At 54.5% G+C, this 20,481-nt stretch carries 16 protein-coding genes; 10 read left to right on the top strand and 6 right to left on the bottom strand.

Going from position 1 to position 20,481, the window contains the following annotated elements:
• Positions 1–3: 3 nt before the first annotated feature.
• Both C437_RS00080 and C437_RS00075 read left to right on the top strand, forming a co-directional pair.
• Entirely contained in the window at positions 4–5,460 is a 5,457-nt protein-coding gene (locus tag C437_RS00080; protein ID WP_004514832.1) for a DEAD/DEAH box helicase, read from the top strand.
• Positions 5,453–7,432 (top strand): phospholipase D-like domain-containing protein, encoded by a 1,980-nt coding sequence (locus C437_RS00075; protein WP_049919531.1) that lies wholly within the window; start codon positions 5,453–5,455, stop codon positions 7,430–7,432. The genes C437_RS00080 and C437_RS00075 overlap by 8 nt, the downstream gene beginning before the upstream one ends.
• Before the next feature lie 11 nt (positions 7,433–7,443).
• Here the strand turns inward: C437_RS00075 and C437_RS00070 are convergent, their stop codons facing one another.
• From C437_RS00070 to C437_RS00050, 5 genes are all read right to left on the bottom strand, one after another.
• Positions 7,444–7,719 (bottom strand): hypothetical protein, encoded by a 276-nt coding sequence (locus C437_RS00070; protein WP_004514830.1) that lies wholly within the window; start codon positions 7,717–7,719, stop codon positions 7,444–7,446.
• Between the two features lie 345 nt (positions 7,720–8,064).
• The gene (gene queC, locus C437_RS00065) at positions 8,065–8,760 is read right to left on the bottom strand and encodes a 7-cyano-7-deazaguanine synthase QueC (protein WP_004514829.1); all 696 of its coding nucleotides are present in this window, start codon (positions 8,758–8,760) and stop codon (positions 8,065–8,067) included.
• Positions 8,757–9,365, bottom strand: coding sequence for a GTP cyclohydrolase I (gene folE, locus C437_RS00060; RefSeq protein ID WP_004514828.1), 609 nt, complete (start codon positions 9,363–9,365; stop codon positions 8,757–8,759). The genes queC and folE overlap by 4 nt, the downstream gene beginning before the upstream one ends.
• Position 9,366: 1 nt before the next feature.
• A complete protein-coding gene (locus tag C437_RS00055) occupies positions 9,367–10,140 on the bottom strand; it encodes a 7-carboxy-7-deazaguanine synthase QueE (RefSeq protein WP_004514827.1) in 774 nt (257 codons plus the stop codon).
• On the bottom strand, positions 10,140–10,595 hold the full coding sequence (locus C437_RS00050; RefSeq protein ID WP_049919530.1) for a 6-pyruvoyl trahydropterin synthase family protein: 456 nt from the start codon (positions 10,593–10,595) through the stop codon (positions 10,140–10,142). Before C437_RS00050 ends, C437_RS00055 begins: the two co-directional genes overlap by 1 nt.
• 860 nt (positions 10,596–11,455) lie before the next feature.
• Between C437_RS00050 and C437_RS00040 the strand changes: the two genes are divergently transcribed.
• The 4 genes from C437_RS00040 (at position 11,456) to C437_RS00025 (ending at position 17,583) form a co-directional block, all read left to right on the top strand.
• The gene (locus tag C437_RS00040) at positions 11,456–14,359 is read left to right on the top strand and encodes a DUF6884 domain-containing protein (protein WP_004514824.1); all 2,904 of its coding nucleotides are present in this window, start codon (positions 11,456–11,458) and stop codon (positions 14,357–14,359) included.
• A 139-nt stretch (positions 14,360–14,498) separates the two neighbouring features.
• Positions 14,499–15,533 carry a tRNA-guanine transglycosylase gene (locus tag C437_RS00035; protein ID WP_074654965.1) on the top strand — a complete coding sequence of 345 codons (1,035 nt, stop codon included), beginning with the start codon at positions 14,499–14,501 and terminating at the stop codon, positions 15,531–15,533.
• A complete protein-coding gene (locus tag C437_RS00030) occupies positions 15,530–16,426 on the top strand; it encodes a hypothetical protein (protein WP_004514822.1) in 897 nt (298 codons plus the stop codon). Before C437_RS00035 ends, C437_RS00030 begins: the two co-directional genes overlap by 4 nt.
• Complete coding sequence (locus C437_RS00025; protein WP_004514821.1) at positions 16,426–17,583, top strand: BREX system ATP-binding domain-containing protein; 1,158 nt, start codon at positions 16,426–16,428, stop codon at positions 17,581–17,583. Before C437_RS00030 ends, C437_RS00025 begins: the two co-directional genes overlap by 1 nt.
• Positions 17,584–17,594: 11 nt before the next feature.
• Here the strand turns inward: C437_RS00025 and C437_RS19695 are convergent, their stop codons facing one another.
• Positions 17,595–17,837, bottom strand: coding sequence for a helix-turn-helix domain-containing protein (locus C437_RS19695; RefSeq protein WP_004514820.1), 243 nt, complete (start codon positions 17,835–17,837; stop codon positions 17,595–17,597).
• A gap of 257 nt (positions 17,838–18,094) precedes the next feature.
• Between C437_RS19695 and C437_RS21265 the strand changes: the two genes are divergently transcribed.
• The 4 genes from C437_RS21265 (at position 18,095) to C437_RS00010 (ending at position 20,471) form a co-directional block, all read left to right on the top strand.
• On the top strand, positions 18,095–18,442 hold the full coding sequence (locus C437_RS21265; protein WP_049919527.1) for a DUF7344 domain-containing protein: 348 nt from the start codon (positions 18,095–18,097) through the stop codon (positions 18,440–18,442).
• A 45-nt stretch (positions 18,443–18,487) separates the two neighbouring features.
• Positions 18,488–18,799: a hypothetical protein gene (locus C437_RS20000; protein WP_139175323.1), complete on the top strand. Its 312-nt coding sequence runs from the start codon at positions 18,488–18,490 to the stop codon at positions 18,797–18,799.
• 449 nt (positions 18,800–19,248) lie between these two features.
• Positions 19,249–20,067 carry a ParA family protein gene (locus tag C437_RS00015; RefSeq protein WP_004514818.1) on the top strand — a complete coding sequence of 273 codons (819 nt, stop codon included), beginning with the start codon at positions 19,249–19,251 and terminating at the stop codon, positions 20,065–20,067.
• The gene (locus tag C437_RS00010; RefSeq protein WP_004514817.1) at positions 20,064–20,471 is read left to right on the top strand and encodes a hypothetical protein; all 408 of its coding nucleotides are present in this window, start codon (positions 20,064–20,066) and stop codon (positions 20,469–20,471) included. The genes C437_RS00015 and C437_RS00010 overlap by 4 nt, the downstream gene beginning before the upstream one ends.
• The last annotated feature ends 10 nt before the right edge of the window (positions 20,472–20,481 follow it).

Here is a 20,481-nt window from a genome sequence, read left to right as displayed (position 1 = left end):
CCGATGGAATTCGACCCACTAGAACTCGCCGACACGATGCGTGAATCGTACGCCGAACACTATGCCGGCTCGCAACCCTCGCCGGCGGTCAAGAGTCTTGTTTCCCGCTACCACGAGGGGGCTGGAGAGTCCCTAGAGGATGACCTTCCCGAATTCATCCGAACGAAGGGGCCCTACCTCCAGGTGCTTGACCTTCCCCGAATGAGTGACACGCCGTGGGAGACCTTCGCGGACAACCACGACCTGTATTCGGATGTCACGGAAACGTTCAGTGAGGCTGGATTCCGAAATCTCTTCGAATTCCAGGAGGACTCGATTGAGGCAGTCCGCGAAGACCACCATACGTTGTTGACCGCGGCGACCGGGAGGGGGAAGACAGAGGGTTGGCTGATTCCGATTCTCCAGTTCATCTGTGAGGCGAAAGCAGGCCAGCACGACGCGCATCCGCCGGACAGCGTCAAATGCGTTCTCACGTACCCGACAAAAGCTCTGGCACAAGACCAGCTGAAGCGCCTCATCGACTACCTGTTCACGCTCAATCGAGACCGATCGGCGGACGACCAGATTACTGTGGGGATCTACGACGGGGACACGAAACGCCGCGATCCCGACGAACTAGCGTACCTCCAGACGACGTTCCAGTATTTCGACTGTCCGTGTGGAGAGTGTGACTCTTCGTTGACTGTTCGGCGTCGCTCGGACGACTCGTTCGTCGTCGAACCGATGGCAGAACACGATGAGGATCTCACATTCGACTTCATCAAAGTCACTAGGGATGCCATCGTCGAGAGTCCAGCTGACATCCTGCTGACGAACCCGGATACGATCAACTACCGGCTGTTCAACGTTAATGCGGACGAAGCGCAGCAACGGTTCGTCGCCGAGCCGAAATACTTCGTCTTCGACGAGATTCACGAGTATTCCGAGCTTTTCGGTTCGTTCACTTCGACGCTGATGCGGCGGTACATCCGGGAGCGACAGGAACTCAACGACTACGACAGCGAGGGTGACGACGATCTCACCATCATTGGTGCGAGTGCCACCGTCGAGAACAAGCTCTCCGTCTTCCAGCGCATCAACCCGTTTGTCGACCCCGACATCGAGGTGGTTGAGGAAGAAGGACGCACAATCGACGCTCCCTTCCCCAGCTACGTCCCTGACGAATTCACTACCACCGAACTGGCAAGCGACGAGTTGCGTGCCGGAGAGACTGAGACTGCGAAACTCGTTCTAAAAGCAGCAGGTATCCACGATTCCAGCGAGGGGGTGGACGTAGAGAGCGACCTCTACGAACACCTCGTAGAAGGCGACAGCGAAGTGCTGGAGTTCGTTCGCGGCATCTACTCAGCTCTTCGGGAGAAACCGCTTCGACCTGACGGCCTACGCGATCGGCTCGTCGAATCAGCCGATCTAACCGAGGAACAGGCGGACACGGTGGTGTCGAATTTCATGACGATCGGTGACGTGTCCGGAATTCTGGAGCGCCGTGCCCATCTGTTCAGTTGGCCCCTCGACGGCTACTACTCCTGTATCAACTGTGGGACGGTCTACGATACCCCGCAGTCGTCTTGTGCCGAATGCGGGCACCACTACGTGACGAAACTCTCACTGTGTAACCAGTGCGGTGAGGAGTCACTCGAGTCGTGGTTCTGTCCGAACTGCGAACGGCTCGAGCCACATACTGTGACCTCAGAAGAGGGACGGTTCGATTACTTCTCGCGACGCGAGTGCCAGTGCGAAACGCCCGACGGCGAAACGCCCGAGATGGTCCGCGTCTACTGGCGGCCGTTCTACGAATGTTCCGAATGTGGTGAGCGCCAGAAGATCGACCACCAGCAGGACTGTTCGACGTGTGGTTCCTCGATGGTACTCGACGACTCGATGGAAACCCACATCTGCTCGAACCCAGACTGTGGCGAGGAAGTCACAGTCGAGGAGGCACGGGAGCCGACCTGCCATTCCTGTGACACTGAGGCGTTGGAACCCCTGACAGACGACAGCGTCCAGTACTGTACTGAGTGTGGGGAGATATACGAAGACCCCGACGTACAGGAGTGCACGGCCGAAGACTGTGATGGCAATCTCACACCGAAGCGTTTGCTTGGATGGACCTGCGGCGACCCGGATTGTGACGAAGTGTACTTTGGCCGATCCCCGAACACCTGCACCTGCGGAAATCGGCGGTTCGTCCGGACCGCGTTGTTCGACATCCAGATGGTCGACGAGTGCACGTCCTGCGAGCACGAGTTCCTCCCTGGTGGTCGACAGGACTGCAGTTGTGACGATCCAGAAATCGTGACGCGGGCAAAAGGATACAGCAACTTCCGGATGGTCGATGACGACGGCCGGATTCGGGAGTCGAGCCAGTTCCCCGGTGGTCTCCCCTGTTATCATCAGGACCAACGGGAAACCTACTCTAAGAGCGGCAGATACGACGCGATGCTGCGGGGCCCGGCTAACGCAGCGGTGACGACAGGACGGTACCTGCTGCGGTCGCTCGCTGACCGAGACAACCCGGAATCCTTCACCGAATCCAAGATGCTCTCGTTCGCGGATAGCCAGTCCGACATGAAAGAACTGGAGCGCAACTTCCGTGAACCCGAAGAGGCGTTCTTCTTCGACCAGTTATTCGTCAGGAGCGTTAGGAATGAGGCCGACGCTTCCGGATGGGGGACCCTCGCGGACATCGTCGACTGTGGCGTAGCTGAGGCAAAGCAGTACGAGGAGGACCTCGAAGGGGAAACCAACAACCCACCGAATGCGTTCGAATTCCTCACTAACTACGACCAGTCAGTCGACGAGTATCTGACGGAAGAACTGTTGTCCAGAATCTTCGCTGGACAGTACAGCGAACGCTACCGGAGTAAGCAACTCACTGACGAGGGGATCGTCGACGTCCGTCTAAATGCCGACACCGCCGATCTCGAACCAGGAGAACTGGAACTCCTCGCTGAGTGTATTGGACAGAACCACCGGTACGAACCTCACCTCATCGACGAAGTCGAGGACGGTCACAGCCACCTCGATTCACTGATCAACCGGGGTCTGGTACGTCGGGTCGAAGAAGACGGTAGCCGGTACGTGATGGTCGAGGAGGACACAATTGAATGTGCAGTCGTCGATGAAGCGACGCCAACGTACTATAGTCCAAGTCAAGAGGACTTCGTCACGAGCCTCGAGTCAACGCTGGCCGACGTTCCTGACGACATCGTCAAATTCGATTCGAAGCCAGAGGACCGTTCGACGTTCTCGCATCCTCACTTCTCTCTGACGGCCCAGCAGATTACCACGTCCGATCCTATGATGCTCCTCGCGAGGGCGTACTATGGTGAGACGGACCGAGACGAACGGCGAGAGTTGGAATACCAGTTCAGGCAGGGGCGATTCCCTCACTTCCTGTCCTCGGGACCGGCGATGGAACTCGGCGTCGACATCGGTGACCTCAACACGTTGCTCCTCTACGGTACGCCCCCGAATGCGAACTCCTACCTCCAACGCATCGGACGTGCCGGGCGGGAGTCTGGGAGTTCACTCGTGCACTCCGTCAGTCAGCGAAACCCGATCGATTACTACTATCACGAGCATCCCGAGGAACTCATCGCGTCTGACCCACAGCAAGTCCCACTCAATGAAGTGAACCGTGAGGTTCTCCACCAGTCCCTCACGTGGGGGATTCTCGACTGGGTAGCGACGACACAGTGGGTCCCTTGGCGACGAGACCAGAGTGGGCTCGACGAATTTGTTGTCTGTAAAGACGCTCCGTCTCCACGGTCCGAATCCAAGCCCAACGATCTACTGCGGTTTACTAGCGTTCTGTCGTCGTCGAACTTCCAAGTACAGAATCAGAGCGACGACGCCCCACTGGAAGTGCTGCGTTCGGTCATCAACGAGAATCAAGACGAGATTGAACAGTGGCTGGAGGATCTGGTTTCCTTCGGTGTTTGCTCGAGCTGTGGCCGTAAACACGAAGACGGATACAAAGGTGAATGTCAGAGGGACAGATGTAGCGGTTCAGTTGAATCGATCTTAGACGAGTACGACGACGCCGTCGAAGGAGCACTACGGGGAACTGACGACCATCGTGGCATCGAAGCGTCGATTATCGACCTCTACAACGCTCAACGAGACGCGATTGACGCTGATTTGGAGGAACTCGACGAAGAGGTCGCTGATGTCCGGAGTAAAGAACGACGCACTCGAGACCGGGAAGAAAAACGCACACTCCGCGAACAGAAGCAGCAACTTCGTCGGCGCGCTGATCAACTAGACGACTATCTGCGAAGACTTGAGGACATGGACTTCGGCCAGTACCTCAACCGCGAGAGTCCGACGGCGTTCGGTTTGCGGTCTGTGGGTGATTCGGTCGATTATCAACTCGTCGGCGAGGAGTTCGAAAACGTCAGTGACGGTTCTCGGGACCGTCGTATCGCACTCTCCGAGCTTCACCCGGGTGCAGCGTACCTCCACAGCGGAGAGACGTACGTCGTGACGCGCACGGAGTGGGAGCCACTAGAAACCGCTCGTATCAGCGAACAATTCCAGGACGCGGCTATCTGCCCGACATGTGCTGCGGAGTACGACACTGATACGTCTCACTGCGAGTCGTGCGGTTCCCGGCTAAAGCGACTAGTGACGAAAGTGCCTGAACGCGTGACTGCGTTCCAGCATGATTTGCCGTTGGGAATAACGCCCAACGCTCGTGAGCTTGAGCCGTCGAGTGTGTACCAAGCTGACGAGGAAGTCCAGAGCACTTATGCGCCGGTCGAAACCGATGCAGGTGACTCGTTCGAACCTACGATATCATACGACATCGTCGACGAAAGCGGGAACGTACACGGACAGTTCGAGTACGGTGACGCGACGATCGCCGCCTCGACGAGCAAATACTGGGCGACGTACAAGAACGGTGGTTCAGATCCTTTACCGAACGTATTCGAGGTCTGTGGTATTGAAGGATGCAACGGCATGATTGCCAACGTGGGGGAGTCCGCAGTCTGTACGAACAACGTGGAACATCCCGTGGACGAAAGTATCGCAGTGCGTCCCGCCACCAAGTTTGACACCAAGGCCGCTCGTGTTCGGTTCGACAGCGAGGAACTTGAGCACGGGTTTGCTCACGGACTCCGAGTGGCACTCCAATACATCGGCGGGGTAAGCGTTCGCCAAGTTCCTGAATCGATCGAAGAGGAAGGCACCTTAGTGTACGACTCGGACGAGGGGGGAAGTGGAATCACCGTACTCCTCACACAGGATGACGGTCAGAAGTTCGAGAGAGCGGTCGAGATAATGCACGATGCGTTCTCTCCCAAGGAGTCGGAGTGTAACTGTGAGGACGGGTGCCCGTTCTGTCTCTATCAGTACGGCTGTTCTGAGCAGAACGATCCCGACTCGTTCGACAAGGACGAACTGCTCGAACTGCTTTCGCACGATCTCTATCTGGAAGCGAGGAACGATGACTGAAAATAACGTAATCGATACGGCACGAGCTCTTCGAACTCGCTCCCCGGAACGACTCTGGGGAGTCTCTCCGGAGAGTATCTACGCGGCACTATCGGCGAGTGTAACCAAGGACGGTCTCGAAGAACGTCTGTCGCCACATATTCGCGCGGAAATGCTGCGGACGAATGATGAACGAGAACCGAAGCAGGTCACAGAGATACACAACTGGATACTCGACGAACTGGGCCTTATTGAGGGAGACCGTCCGACTCTGGCTGGTGCCTTAGTCCTTTCAGTAGACGAACCACGCCCGCTCATTCAGGCAATTATCGTTGCAAGCTCTCGAACAGCCGAGAGAGTCCTACGATCGAGTCTCGGGATTGAAGAGGAAGTTCTACCTCGCCGAGAGTTCGACAGTCTGCTAGCGGGTGACTGGGAGGAAACAATCCTCGGGCCGCTTCTCGGGTCTGCCGGCTTCGTGACGACCTACCCAGATAGTGTAGAACCGAACTTCGAGCGCATCGAACCAGTGCTTGAAGCACAGAGAGAAGTACCGACCGAAGCTGCCATCGCTGAGGGCTATCTACACGTTCTCCCACAGCTTTCAGGTATCGAAGATGGTGACTGTCTTAAGGCCATCACGGAGCGATTGGTTGGAGAACTATCGAACGATTCATTCTCATTGGAATCAGTCGCTGCCTCGCTCGCAGATAACGCTGTACTCCTTCACGACACCAGTGAGGTTGAAGACGCAATCGAGGCGCAACACGACGAGTACGAACGTCAATTTGAGACAGTGCGTTCCCTACTGGCCGCACCAGTAGAAACCGAACTGTCACAGGTCGACGTTGGAAGGCAGGTCAGTGTTTCCGATGTTCGTGGTGACACTGAAATCAGCGAGGCTGGTCGAGACGTTCTCATCAACATCATCGCCACTGTCTCTGCCCACTCGAGGTTCTCGACCTTCGATTTGGGCTTCGTGACCGATCGGCTCGATGCGACGCCTTATGAACTCTATCAGGTCCTGTCCGAAGTTCCCGGCGTCGATTGCGAAATCAGTGGCAACGAGGTCATCGAATTTGCCACTGTTCCGGCCCAGGTTGACGGCAGCAGTCTCCAAGAGGAGTACACCACACATCTCATCGATCGGTGCGCAGCAGTCCAGCGGCGAATCAAGGTTCTGTCCCGAGCGTCAGTGACGACATTGTCACCAATTGCTACTGACGCCATTATTGCTCAAGATTACGACTCTCTTTCCGACGGTGACGTTGCGCCAGCGTACTTCACATTTACCCTCGTTGATCCTGACGCTCTCGGCGAGAAGAAGATGGACGACTACGTGGGGGATTCTCGTGGTCTTGGACGGGAACGAGCGAGGTTACGGCGCTGGCACGAAAATCGACCTGCTGGGATGCGGTCGTACACGGCGATGACCGACCGCCTGTTCAGCCTCGGGCTCGAACGCGATCTCGACGACAAGGTCCTCCGGATTATGACTCCGTTTGACGACGACACGTTCAACGAATACGTCTCCCAGATACGGCGCCTCCTGCAACAGGGATTCGAATTACGATTGCTGACCCGCCACACGAAAGAACCCTGGGAGTGGCGGCGTCTACAGCAGAACCTGCTCAGCGAAATTAAGCAACATCGCGAGCAGGTCACGATACGTAGCTATTCGCGCTTCAAACAGCACCAGCGGGTAACTCCAGACATGGATTTCCGTGACCTTGGTGAATTCGGCATCCACGGGAAGGTTCAGACCATCGGGAGACCAGAAGAAGGCGCAGCATTACTCGGTTCGGCGAACTTCATGGAGAACAGCTACGATTGGAACCCCGAGTGCGGAGTGTATACAGAACGAATACAGTTCGTTGATGCTGCCGTCGAGTTCTTCGATATTGTGTGGGATCTCGCTGAATCCGATGAACTATCCACTGAACGCCTACAAGAGGTGCCGAATCATCAACTTGTACCAACCTACTACAGTTGAGGATTCACCGTCTACTCACACCAACAGTGAACTGGCCCGGTGTTCTTCTCTTCGCCCTGTGATTCGATTTCGCAAACGAAGAATTCCCCTTCTGGATACATAATGTACCGATCTTCGTCGATATTCTGAATGGAAGCCACATCCTCAACCTCCCAATCAGCGTCTTCATTGCCGTCCCACGTGTAGTAGTCGTCCTCCCCATCTACTGCGAAGTCGAGCACCCCCGTTCCGCTACCGACGATGTGCTGAACCCGGCTTAGTCGGGTCGATTGCGTGATTCTGGCCATGGGTCTCCTTCATTCGGCTACGGTAATCAATGTGCGCCCCTTCAGAAAAGGGAGTAGTGCCACCGATGGAACTGGCAACTCCCAAGCATTCCAGGTGGGACGACGGGCACTTCCACCGCCGCGCATCCCACTACGCGGCGCTTCGTCGTCCAACTAGACGAATGGGGGAAACCACTATAGATATTTACTAACTAGAACAGTTGTATAATCGACAAATAGCTTTCTGTATCAGGTATCTTGGAATCGGTGTCTCCAGCACCGGTCCTACTCTTCGTGAGCCACCCTCCGTCGAGAAGAATTAGAGCCAGATCCGTCTTAATCGTGGGTAAATCGGTTCAGCGGCGTCTATGATTCGGTATAATCGGGGCGATCGGCGTATTTGATTGGATCGCGCTCGCCGAGATTTTGGAACGCCTGGAGACGGAACGCACACGCGTCACACGTGCCACACGCTGGTGCTTCTTCCCGGTAGCAGCTCCAGGTGTGTTCATAGGGGACGTCGAGTTCGAGACCGCGTTCGGCGATGTCTGTTTTCGACAACTCGACGAACGGCGCTTCGACGCTGATCTCCGTCTCCGGTTTCGTACCGACGTCGACGACCTGCTGGAACGCCTCGAAGAACTCCGGTCGGCAGTCCGGATACCCCGAGAAGTCCTCGCTGTGCGCACCGATAAACACGGCCTCACAATCGTTGGCTTCTGCATACGACGTCGCCATCGACAGCAGGTTCGCGTTCCGGAACGGTACGTAGGAGCTCGGAATCTCGTCACTCTCCAAGTCTGCCTCCTCGACGTCCATCTCGTCGTCAGTGAGACTCGACGCACCGATCTTCGAGAGGTGGTCCGTCGTCAAGTGGAGGAAGTCTGCGGCGTCGAAGGCCTCGGCCTGGGCCTGCGCACATTCGTACTCCTTACTCTCGGTCTGCTGGCCGTAGGACGTGTGCAGCATGTACAACTCGTAGCCAGCATCCTGCGCGACAGCCGCCGCGGTCGCACTATCCATTCCCCCAGACGCCAGGATTACCGCCCGTTGCTCGCTCATACCTGACCCTCCGTACGGTTGACCGCTGCTTGGAACCGCTCACGTTCTGCCTCAGTCGGTTCTCCGGCAGTTGCCCTGGTGGTGGTCGTGCTTCTCGTCTCGACGCCGCGCATCGCCTCACAGAGGTGCGTTGCGTTCATTTCGACAAAGACGGTAGCTGCGTCTAGTTCTTCTTTGAGTCCCGACGCGATGTCGTTCGTCAGTTGTTCCTGCATTGTGAGTTTTCGTGACTGCCAGCGGACGTACCGAGTCAGCTTCGAGAGCCCTACCACCTCGTCTGTCGGCCGATACGCCAAATGAACTGTTCCAAAGAACGGCAACAAGTGGTGCTCACACAGCGAATACACGGGAATTGCGGTTTTGACAACGAGATCTGTCGTCTCGGCGTCGAAGGTCCGCATCGTCGGCTTCGCGGCCTCCCGTTGGCCTTCGGTGAGTGTCGCGAAGGCGTCCGGTACGCGGCGCTGCCAGGTCTCAGTCAGTGCGTTACTGTCCGGGTCCTCGCCGACGGCCTCTAACAGGAGGCGAACGCCCCGCTGTGCCTTCTCGTAGTCGATGTCTGATTCTACCTCGCCAGTCGCGAATTGAGAGTGCGTACTCGTCATGTTACGTTTCGGGGGCGTCGTTCCAGAGGTCTACGTGCAAGCGGGGCGTGTACCGGTAGCCGTACTCCATCGCGAGTTCAGCGACCTCATTCCGTCGGGCATCAAGTTCGTCTCGAGTCGTCCCCTCGGGCATCAGCAGCACGTCGGAATCCGGGATGCGACTCGCCGCCGTCGATCGGACGTCAGCGAGGAGGGATTCGATCTCGGGCAGGTCATCGGGGCCAGTGACGACAAACTTGAGTTGTGCGTTGTAGTCGTCGACGAGTGCGCCGAGTGCATCGAGGTCGATGCGCCGTTCTTCATGACGGTCTGCCCACTCGCCATCGCCCTTAGGGTCTTTCTCAGGGCTGGGTGTGCTGGAGGCGAGTTTCGGGCTGATGCTTGCCAGATCGATGGGGGCGTCACGGTGGATGGTACCGTTGGTTTCAACGGTAGTGTGGTAGCCGAGATCGTCGAGCTGCTCGAGGAGCGTGACCGCGTCATCGTGGATAAGCGGTTCACCACCAGTTAGGACGACGTGGTCGGCATCGTCGTGTGACTGGACTTCCTCGACGATGTCGTCGACGCTCATTGTGGCGTGGGTGGGCTCCCAAGAGGTGTGGTAAGAGTCACAGAACCAACACCGGAGATTACATCCGCTGGTGCGGACGAACACCGAAGGCGTCCCGGTGAGCTTCCCTTCGCCCTGGAGCGAGTAGAAAAGCTCGTTGACCGGCAGTGCTGCGCCATCGACATCGTCCGCTGGCTGCTCATCAGCTGTCGAACTGACTGGCATCAGTGTGTCGCCCCCGCACAGAGCTCCGATGTCTCCCGCACCGCTACTGAGATGTCTGAGACTGACTCTGGAAGTGTCTCGAGGAGTTTTCGTTCCAAGACGACCCCCATCACTTCCGCGGTCGGTGGGTGTTCGAGAACGACGAGTGAATCACCGTCGCCGCTCTGCTCGAAGGCGTCGATGAGGGGGTCGTCCTTCTCGAGGAGGAAGCGGTGGTCCCAGTCATCTATTACTGAGGTAATATCTCCTTTGTCTACGACCCAGCCATCTTGGGTGAGAGAACCAGTGACCTCCACCGAGATTTCGTAGTTGTGTCCATGTGGACGACTACATTTCCCATCGTGGTGGAGGAGGCGGTGCCCGGTGCTGATTCGGATCGGGTTGTCCTTTCCTACGAATAGTGTCCTCTCACCAGACTCAGTAAGATCGGAGACCGATTCTTGTTCAAGATGCACACCAAGAGGTTCTCCTAGTATTCACTAAGTATTATCGGTAGCATACTCACTATGTCCCTAATCACGTGAGGAAATTATATTGCGATTGGCAAATTAGAGCCAATAGTTGTGGAAACGTCGTCAGCCAGGCACCTAGAGACGGTTCAGCCGGATTGGGACGACCTTCCGCTAGCTTGCGAGTTGCTTGAGTTGCGACGGCGTGAGCCGAATGCCGATCTGCGGACATTAGCTTTTAACAGAGGTGTCGTGGGGTCAAGAAAAGTTCAGCACGTGACTCGACTCTTGGAACTGCTTGACCTTCTGGATGAGGGCGAACTAACTGAAAGAGGGCGATGGCTTACCGAAGCGTATGAACCTGCACTGCAACAGAGTCATTCTGGAGCAAAGTTAGGCATCGGAGTGAAAGATTCGCTATCGTGTACCGAACAGGCCCTTCTCTGGATGGTTATTTTTTATGAGCACCGTTTGCCAATGCTGGCAGTTCTCCATCAGCTCACAGTTGAAACCGTTCCGACAACTCAAGACACACCAGCGGCACAGAGGTTCGGTGAGCGAATCGACCATCTCTACCCCGATGTCGATAGTGACAGTTCGTGGGTACCACGTGCTAAAGTACACTACAAGTGGTTAGTCCACCTGGAACTCGCGAAGATTCGGTCAAGTAGTTACGTTCTGACCGAGATCGGCGACGGTGTTTTTGAGCAAGTTGAGGCAGAGTATCCTGACCAATGGGATTCGATACAGATCCATACTGGCCCTACACTATCTGACTTCGGTTAGTTAGTGCCAGTTACAGAGTGAGGGACTTCAAACGGATTTATAGGATGCCCTCCCATCGCTACTACTGGTGACTATCTAACGTGCGGTTCTACGTACCTGAGTGGGACGACGCAGTCGACTCCCACTACGATTTCGAACACGACGAACTCTCTACCTTGAATCGCCAAGAGCGCGATCTGGACTATATCTGGGACATTTTCGAGCCCGAAACCACACCAGTAGACGGGGTTCTCATATCTCGCGAACAGGTCGAAGAGACAAACCGCAAAGCCGAGCGACTAGCCCAGTACGGTGTCTACGATGACCCCGTACTTTCTATCCCGAATTGGTTACCGACGATTAGTGACTGCGGGGCTTGGGGGTACAAGTCGCTCCCTTTCCCACCGTACGGGAACGAGGATATGCTCGACTTCTACGAGACGCTGGACGTTACTGTCGGTGTCACTATCGACCACCTCGTTCTAGGGTCAGGAAAGGACAAGGGACGGCTTTATCTTGACGAACGTGCATTCGACGGAGAACTCAACAAAGGCGACATCCCCGATCCCATCACCGATGTCGTTGACGTTATGATCGAGGAATGGCCAGAGGAATGGCCCTCATATGTCGACGAGTACGAGCCGACGATTCGTACTGATCCCGATATAGAAGTTGAGCCGTTCATCGCTGAGGACTTTCGGGGAGACATTGATACCGTTCTGTCCCGTCTCGAACAGGATTCACGTGCGGTCTATCGCGAACACGACGCCGAGTTCCGCTACGACCTGACGCTGCGGAACGCCCGAGAGATGTATGACCTCTACCAGCGTCGTGACTATCCGTTCCGACTGATGGTCGCTATCCAGGGATGGAACCCTGATTCATACAGTAAAGCCACCGAGGAAGTGCTTGGTATGGGTTATGACTACCTCGGAATCGGGGGAGTCGCAGGTAGCCCAGTTCACGACGTTCGTGGAATCGTCAAGAGCGTCGGGAAGACGATCAAGCAGTTCGAACGAGAACATAACACCCGCATCGACTCTCACGTCTTCGGCTTCGCGAAGACTGAGGCGTTCGAGACGATTGGTCGGTCGGGGATGACTAGTTTCGACAGCGCGAGTATGCTTCGTTCGGCGTGGACCGGTGGACAGAATTATCGTCTTGATAACGACGAACGCTACGATGCCATTCGAGTTCGCTATCCATCGAGCCGGGACGATCTCGACGAAGCTGTTGAAACGTCCCTACGCGGTCGTGAAACATTGGTGGCACTCCGGGCATACGATACAGGAGATTCGATTCGTAATGCTCTCGAGAGTTGGTACGAACAGGCTGAGAAGGTGCTTCCAGCGACGAGAGAATATCTCCTGGAACACCGCCACGATGATCAGTATGATGAGTCGCTCCTACAGGACATAGAAAGAGCGTTCCGAGAGGATTTCGAGTATGGCCGCGAGCTTCAGGCGAGCTTCAGTGATAATCTCCGTAGTAAGTTAGTCAAACTCCTGCGGGAAGATACCCTGACTGCTCCAGTTCCGTTCGAGGAGTACGACGAACTACTGAGCACAGCGGTAGACGTATTTGAGGAGTTCCCACACGCGAAGACCGTTTTGAACGAGCCGTACGTTGTCAGTGACTATGATCGAGTCTGGGCGATTGTCCGGGATTACGCTACTTGGATCGGTGACGACGACCTGCTCCAAGAGTATCAAGACACCCTTCGAAGTCGTCCGTGGGAGAAATGTGACTGTCCAATCTGTAGAGAGTACGGTGTCGAGGTTTGCATCTTCCGGGGGAACGATCGGAATCGGAGACGAGGGTTCCACAACACACGACGCTTCTACGATGAATTCGAGGAAGACCTTCCGAAGATCCTCGTCGCGACCCAGGGGGATGCAGCCTACAGTGGCTACGAAACTGTTGAAGACTATCTGCGCGACAAACACTCCTCGTTCTGGACTCAGACACATGACCTTCCGGTCGCAGAGATTGGTGTACTAGATGCGAACGGCGTGAGTGAGTGGTGGGAAGAAACCCCGTCGCTCGTCTCGTTCGCCCCAGATCGTATGGCAGCAAACGTCGGCGAACAAGCAGCGAGGTACCAGCACCTCTTCGTACACACATTGGATGGTGAACTTGACGAAGAAGCCGTAGCGGCTGCTCGAGAAAACGGTTGCGAGGTACACACCAATAGCAACCCTCGAGACTTGCGAGATGAAATACTCGAGGTCTGCGGGCAAAACTATGCAGCCAGTGACGACTTCGTGCCTCATCCACCTGAGATTGATACCGAAAACGGATTGGACATCCTTGTCATCGACCAATGTTCAGGATCGAAGGAGATACCAGACGACGCGCCGATTTTCGGTGAAGAGGAAACTCTCCAATTCTCTCGTGAAGACCTCCTCGCTCGGGATAATGTGCCAGGTATTGCAGCACGCGACCTGTACACGGGACGCCAGCAAAACCACGTCAAGAGTGCAGTTAGATGGCTTCTGCGACAAGGTCACGACGTCGACCGTTACTTCGTAAGTGCAGGATTTGGCCTTGTCGCAGAAGACGAGTATCTCCCACCCTACGAGGTAACATTCAGCTCAATGAATGTTAGCGACATAAGAGAGCGATCTGCGAAACTCGACATTCAAAAAGACCTACGACACCTCCTTCAAGAGGCCGATTATGATGTTGTCTTCTTTACCCTTGGGAAGGATTATTATACCAGTATCAACATCGACGAGATGGTTCAGGAGGTACGTTCCGACCGGATTGGTGTGGTCTTCAACCGCGAACTTGTCGAAGACCAATTTGACAATATCGAATCCATCCCCGCGCGGACAGAGGACGCAAAAGAACATAGCACGATCGTTGTTGGACTCAAGGGTCACTATATGAAGAATTTCGCTCGATACATCGATACTGTCGATACTCTTCGCCCGGAAACTATCGAAGAACTATGTCGGCGATTAGAGGAAGTACCACCACAAGCGGAATTCGAGTCAGAGTGATCCTCCACTACCAAGTGGCATCGTACGTGTTCTTCCGCTCCTAAGAACCATCCCCCACTCTAGGATAAATGATATATTATTGAACGGTCCATATTGCCCCATTCACTAAATAAGAGGACAGCCTACCCGAGCGGGAGGCATGTTGTATCGACGCAGGAAACTCGACCTCCCCCGAGGGGAATTAGATACCCCTGTTCTCTTCCCCGTCAGAAACATCGGGAAGCGGTCGAGTGACAATACACCGACGTACGTCGGCACGATCCCAGAGTTCTCGGCAGCGATGATCAACGCGAGATCAATTCGCAACCGAGACCCAATGTGGCAGAGAATATCGAATGGTGTAACATTACGAGAGGAAATGGACGTCCCCGAGGACACCATCGTTTTCGCTGATAGTGGTGGGTTCGATTTCGCCAACGAAGAAGTGGACACTACCCCAGCAAAAACGCTTGATACCCAGAGACAATTGGACGCGGACATCCTCGGTACAGTCGACATTCCTCTCTCAAGGGAGAATCGGGCAGCAGAAAACCAACGGCGAATCGACCAAAGCATCGAGTACGCACTCAAAGCGAGCGACCATCACGATGGGGAGGGCCTTCTCTTCGCGAGTGTCCATGGTTACGATCCAGAGACAATCCGGAATAACATACAATACTTAGAGAAGAATGGTGAATTCGATGGCTATGCCCTCGGAAGTATGGTTCCAATACGAACCGACTATAAAAAAGTAACAAAACTGATACTATCTGCACGAAACGCGACAGACAAGCACCTCCACGTGTATGGTCTCGGAGGTCTCGTCTATCAACCACTGCTGCTCTACTTGGGGGTCGATAGTTTCGACTCTTCGGCCTTCATTCGTAGTGCAGGCAACCGGAACTACCTAATTCCGGGATTCGGGGGAGAAGAACTACGGAATATCGAGGAACTAGACAGGCTCCCCTGTCCCTGCCCAGTGTGTGGACAAAAAGCACTCGACGAGATTCGCGAAGACCGAACTGCCCTGACCCAGCATAATCTCTGGGCACTTGCGACCGAGCTGCGACGCTTCCGGTATGTCGCCGAATCTAGTCGAGATATTGAGGAGTACCTCGACTTGCGCTTCAGCGGCAACGAGGTCACTAAGCGGGCATACGAAACCGCGAAGCAACAGATGAGGAGGCTCACATGAGCGATGAGAGACCAACTGTAAGGCCAGTCACTCTCAGCCGGATGGCTGAACTGACTCATGCCTGTGAAGCAGTTAGCAAGTTAACTGTAGATCTTGAGGACGAATTGGAGGTAAGTCACCGCCGTGCACGTGAAACAATCCTTGAAGCAAAGCGTATCTCCTTGCTCGACGAAGATGATTCTGGCGAGGAACCAGTCTATACGACGACTGATGTCGGTTTGTCATTCCTTAGTGCAATTCGCGACGAGGACTGGAGCCAAGTAAGTACGATCTTGGAGACACGTAGTCCCCACTACGGCACATTCATCGAGGTTCTCGAAAACGTCGAAAACGCTGGTTTAGACACACTCTTAACTCAATTGGAAGAGGCACAAGAGTTCAGCTCATATTCATATAACCAAACGAGTGTGGAGGTCCTTGGGGATTGGGCTGAGCGGTTGGGCCGAGTCCAACGGAACGCGTTCACAGGTAACTACTACTTGGTAGACCAGGCGGCGATATCTGCCAACTTCCACTACCTGCTTTTGGACGTGTACGACGATCTTGAAGAGAGAGCAGGTGTTGACCTTCGACAGCGCTACCTGTCGATTCCACGTCTCCGTGAGGAGACCTGTGAACGACTCGGCTGCACTCGCGATGATTTCGACGCAGCGCTGCTCGAGCTCTGCCGACAGAACGTCGGTAAGCTCGAGCTGTCGGGAGCACCAATGGATACGGCTGCGAAGGATTCCGCACTCGGCATCAAGCGTATTGCGCTCTCTGAAGAGGACGGTTTAGTTAGCACATCCCAGTCCACTCAGCAGGTTATGGCCGGCGTTGAACAGTTCGGTAAGAAATACTACTACCTCGCGGTGCATGACCGCGACATCGAATACTCGCAGGAGGCTACATAATGTCCGACGCATTCACGATCACCGACGAACAGCAAGACTACTCACAGTACGACCTAAACGCGAACCCCTTCCCATACAGTCCAGTTCCAGCTGAAGACCCCGAGATTTACTGTGGGCAGCAGCACGTTTCGGACAAGATCAGCTCGACGGTTTCGTCGATGTTGTCTACCGGGAAGTCGAAACATCTGGTAGTCACTGGAAAGTATGGGAATGGGAAGTCTCACACGCTCAAATACACGCGCTCGCTACTCCGTGGTCGCGACGACGTCGTCGTGGGATATGTCGCCCAGCCTGGTGAAGGATTCCTCGACATCTACCACGAGTTTGTCTACGACCTGGGTTTCAACCGACTCCAAGAGCTCGCGTACGAGTTTCTTGCATCTGTGGCGAGAGATGTCACCGACACAAACCCGATCGGTGCCAGTGGGATGGAATCGCTGATTGACGAAGGCGATGTGCTGCTCTCGGAAATTGTCCCCGAGGCGATTCGCCGCCTCAGCGATGTGACGAAATTCGCCGACTTTGCGCGTGCCATTATCCACATGGTGTACGAGGACACGAATCTCTACGCGTGGCAGTGGCTTACCGCAGAGGGGATTCGTTACGAGCAGCGCAAGGAGATGGAAATTCACAGCGCACTCGACGACGACACGATGGGTGTTCGGGCCTTCACTGCACTCAAAAATATGCTCCTCGAACTCGGCTATACGGGTATTTTCGTCTTCGTCGACGAGTTCGAGAGCATCGCGCGACTCTCACCAAAGGATGAACAGGCAACACTCAACAGCATTCGGCACCTGATGGATCAGAACAGTTCGGGACTATGCATGCTGTTTGGTTGTGCTCCCGAGGTATGGCAAGACGTGATGAGTGAGTACCACGCGTTCAGTGAGCGAATTGGGGAAGAAGTTGCTCTGAAACCCCTCACAAGTGAGAACCTCTATGAGTTGGTGCGTGATTATCTAGATCAAGAGAGAGTGTCTTCTGCTGATAATGAAGGGATAGAGCCATTCTCTGAGGAGGCGTTGGATTTGATTCTCCAAACATCACAGGGTAATATCCGACAGGTCCTATCTATGTGTAGTCGTATCCTCGATGATGCTGCAGAATCAAAGGAAAATAAAATCACAGCTGCTTGGGTGGAAGAGACGGTCTGATAATCAATAATTCAGGTGTTACCATTTCGGGGATCGTCAACGAATTCATAAAGCCCCTCCGTGACCTTAGTTACCCATCCAGCAGCGATGAGTTGCCTAAGTGCATAATTCACCTGCTGCTTGTTTAGGCCGGTCTGTTCCCGTAGGAATAATGGGTTTGCTCGTCCCCAGGGTTGAGATGAACCCTGCCCTTCCTTCAAAACATTCAGGATTTCTTCCTCGTTTTCACTCGGAGCGTATTCCTCATTAGTCATGTGTGGCGAATACGCATCTGTTCGTATAGTCGTATCCTTCCCCAATAGTCTAACAGAGTATATTACTACGTTAGAATTAAGGGTCTGGGAGAGTGTTGAAGGTATGAAGCGCGGCCCCTCAGAAACGAGGGCGGTGCTGTAGACACCGCGCCCGCGCTGCCTGAGACAGACAGCATGTACATTCAAACCGACAACCTGCAAAAATCCGATGGTCAGAATCGGTATATACCGCCGAGAGGAATTCGAGGAGATCTTGTATGACGTCTACTGCTCATTACCCCAGTAGCGTTGCGAATGTCCTTGGAATACTCGGAAATGAACGGCGAGTCCTTTTATTAAATTACTTATTCCTATTCGGGTACGAACAGGATATTGATGTCCGACATCTGGCTAGGGTGATTGGAAGCGTCGAAAATGGCACTTCACCACGAGAAGTCACTTCCCAAGATTATGAGTCAGTATATAATGGGTTGATTCAGAACCACCTGCCAAAGCTCGCCAAATACGATATTATTGATTACGACGATCGCGCTAAAGTCGTAACAGTCACTCCTCGTATTGAGGAGTATTTGATCCTGATTGTGGTTGCTCGAATGATCGACTGATACGGCCATTTTATTTCGCCTCACTATGGGCGGAGGCGAGATCCAATGAGACTCTCGATACGAGTTATTGATCAAGAAGAGAACGAACAGACAATTTCCGGCGTTAAGCGGGATGACTGGGAAAGTATGAATGATCCCTGTCCGGAGTGTGGAGGGCTTGAGTTCAATCATTTTTCAGTATCTGGCGGGCATTACGGACCACGTGATTCTGCTGTCGTAATGCGTTCTGATTTTTGGGATGCTGAGCAATCCCTATTCACACGATGTCGTGAGTGCCGCGAGATTCTCTACAAGCATCCTGCATTTGATCTCCTCTTCCCCTCCGATGATAGTGAGGAATTCTCTTTAGACTTCTAATCATCCCCTCACTAAAGCTAAAGTCGTCGTATATCCGTTTAAGCCTCGCTAGCGGCGACTGGAACTGGGCGTAGTTATTGCTCATGTACTCGATGGTGCTGGAATGACCGGGTACACCTAGACATAATCGATGTCGAGGGAAGGATAGAGGCCGGTCTTTGGCACCCCGTCCTGATTTCCTTGCGGCTGTCGGTCGAATCCTGTGGGGAGGCCGAACGATTCGAAAAATCCCTGTTACTCAACGAATAAAATGAGCAGAACGAGTAAAACGAACGTAACGAATAGAACGAATTAGTTGATGGCAACGAGTGTGTTTATCTCAATGAGCGGAACGAACAGTTGGTTTTAACATCGTAGTAATCCTCTCACCGAGTGAAACACCCTCACTGAACGCACCGAACTAAACGACCAAAACGAACGAAACGAACACAACGAGAGAAACGAAGATAATGACCGACACCAATACCGCACGAATCACGGTGGCGAATCAGAAGGGCGGCGCAGGGAAGACTACCGACGTCATTCATACTGGCGGCGCACTCTCTGCCCGAGGCCACGACGTCCTCCTGGTCGATATCGACTACCACGGCGGGCTCACCTGCTCGCTTGGCTACAACGATCTGTACTACGACACCGACCGTACAACGCTGTTCGACGTCCTCGACTTCGATCAGATGGAGTCGGTGAACGACATCATCGTCGAGCACGAGGAGTTCGACATCCTTCCCGCCAGCGAGAAGCTCGCGAACAACAAGAACATCCAGACGCTGCTTGAGGCGCCGAAGAGTCGCGAGCGGTTGGAGATGACGCTCGACGAACTCGAGAAGGACTACGACTACATCATCGTCGACACGCCGCCATCCCTGAACGTCCTCACCGACAACGCCCTCGTCGCGACCGGCAACGTCGTCATCCCCGTCATTCCCGAGAAGCTCAACGCCAACAGCCTCCAGATTTTCGCAAAGCAGCTGAGCTCCCTCGAACAGGCGTACGGAGACATCAATCGGCTTGCGATTGTCTGTAACCGTGTCGAGCAGAACGCCGAGCACCGCGACACCATCGAGGAGATCAAGTCGGCGTACTCCCTCCCGGTGTTCGAGATCCCGAAGCGGACCGACCTCTCTCAGTCGATTGGCGAGGGGGTGTCCGTCTTCGGCTTCGGCAAGGAGAACCAGCGCGTCGAGGATGCACGCGATTTGTTCAACGAGATCGCCGACCTGTTCGACGAGACGTTTGAGAAGGTCACACCTGAGGAGGTGGAAGCATGAGCGACGGCTGGGGCGATGCTTCCGGTATCGAGGGCAACTACGAAGAGGAGGACGACGAGGCTGATTCCAGCGAAACGAGCGAGATGAGTGAAACGGTGGAAACCAGTTCATCGACCGAAACGACCGAATCGACTTCAACGAGTGAAACGAACGAAACGAGCAAAACGAAGACGAACATCAAGGACGAGTGGAATGGGCGGACGATCTACATTCCCGACGATGTACTCGACGAGATGGAGGATACCTACCTCGAGTCCCAGCTGAAACTCCGCAAGGCGGGCCAGGACGAGTTCAAGAAGAACCGCCACTTCTACCCGCTACTCGTCCAGTTCGGTGTTGAGGCGCTCTCTGAAGCAAATGCTGAGGAAATTCAGGCTCGGCTTTCGGAACTCGGAAACGAATGACCTCGCGCAG

Origin of the sequence: Haloarcula vallismortis ATCC 29715 (assembly GCF_000337775.1) — an archaeon.
Lineage (GTDB): Archaea > Halobacteriota > Halobacteria > Halobacteriales > Haloarculaceae > Haloarcula > Haloarcula vallismortis.
The sequence above is the reverse complement of the archived record's forward strand: the minus strand, read 5'-3'. Positions and strand labels throughout refer to the sequence as shown.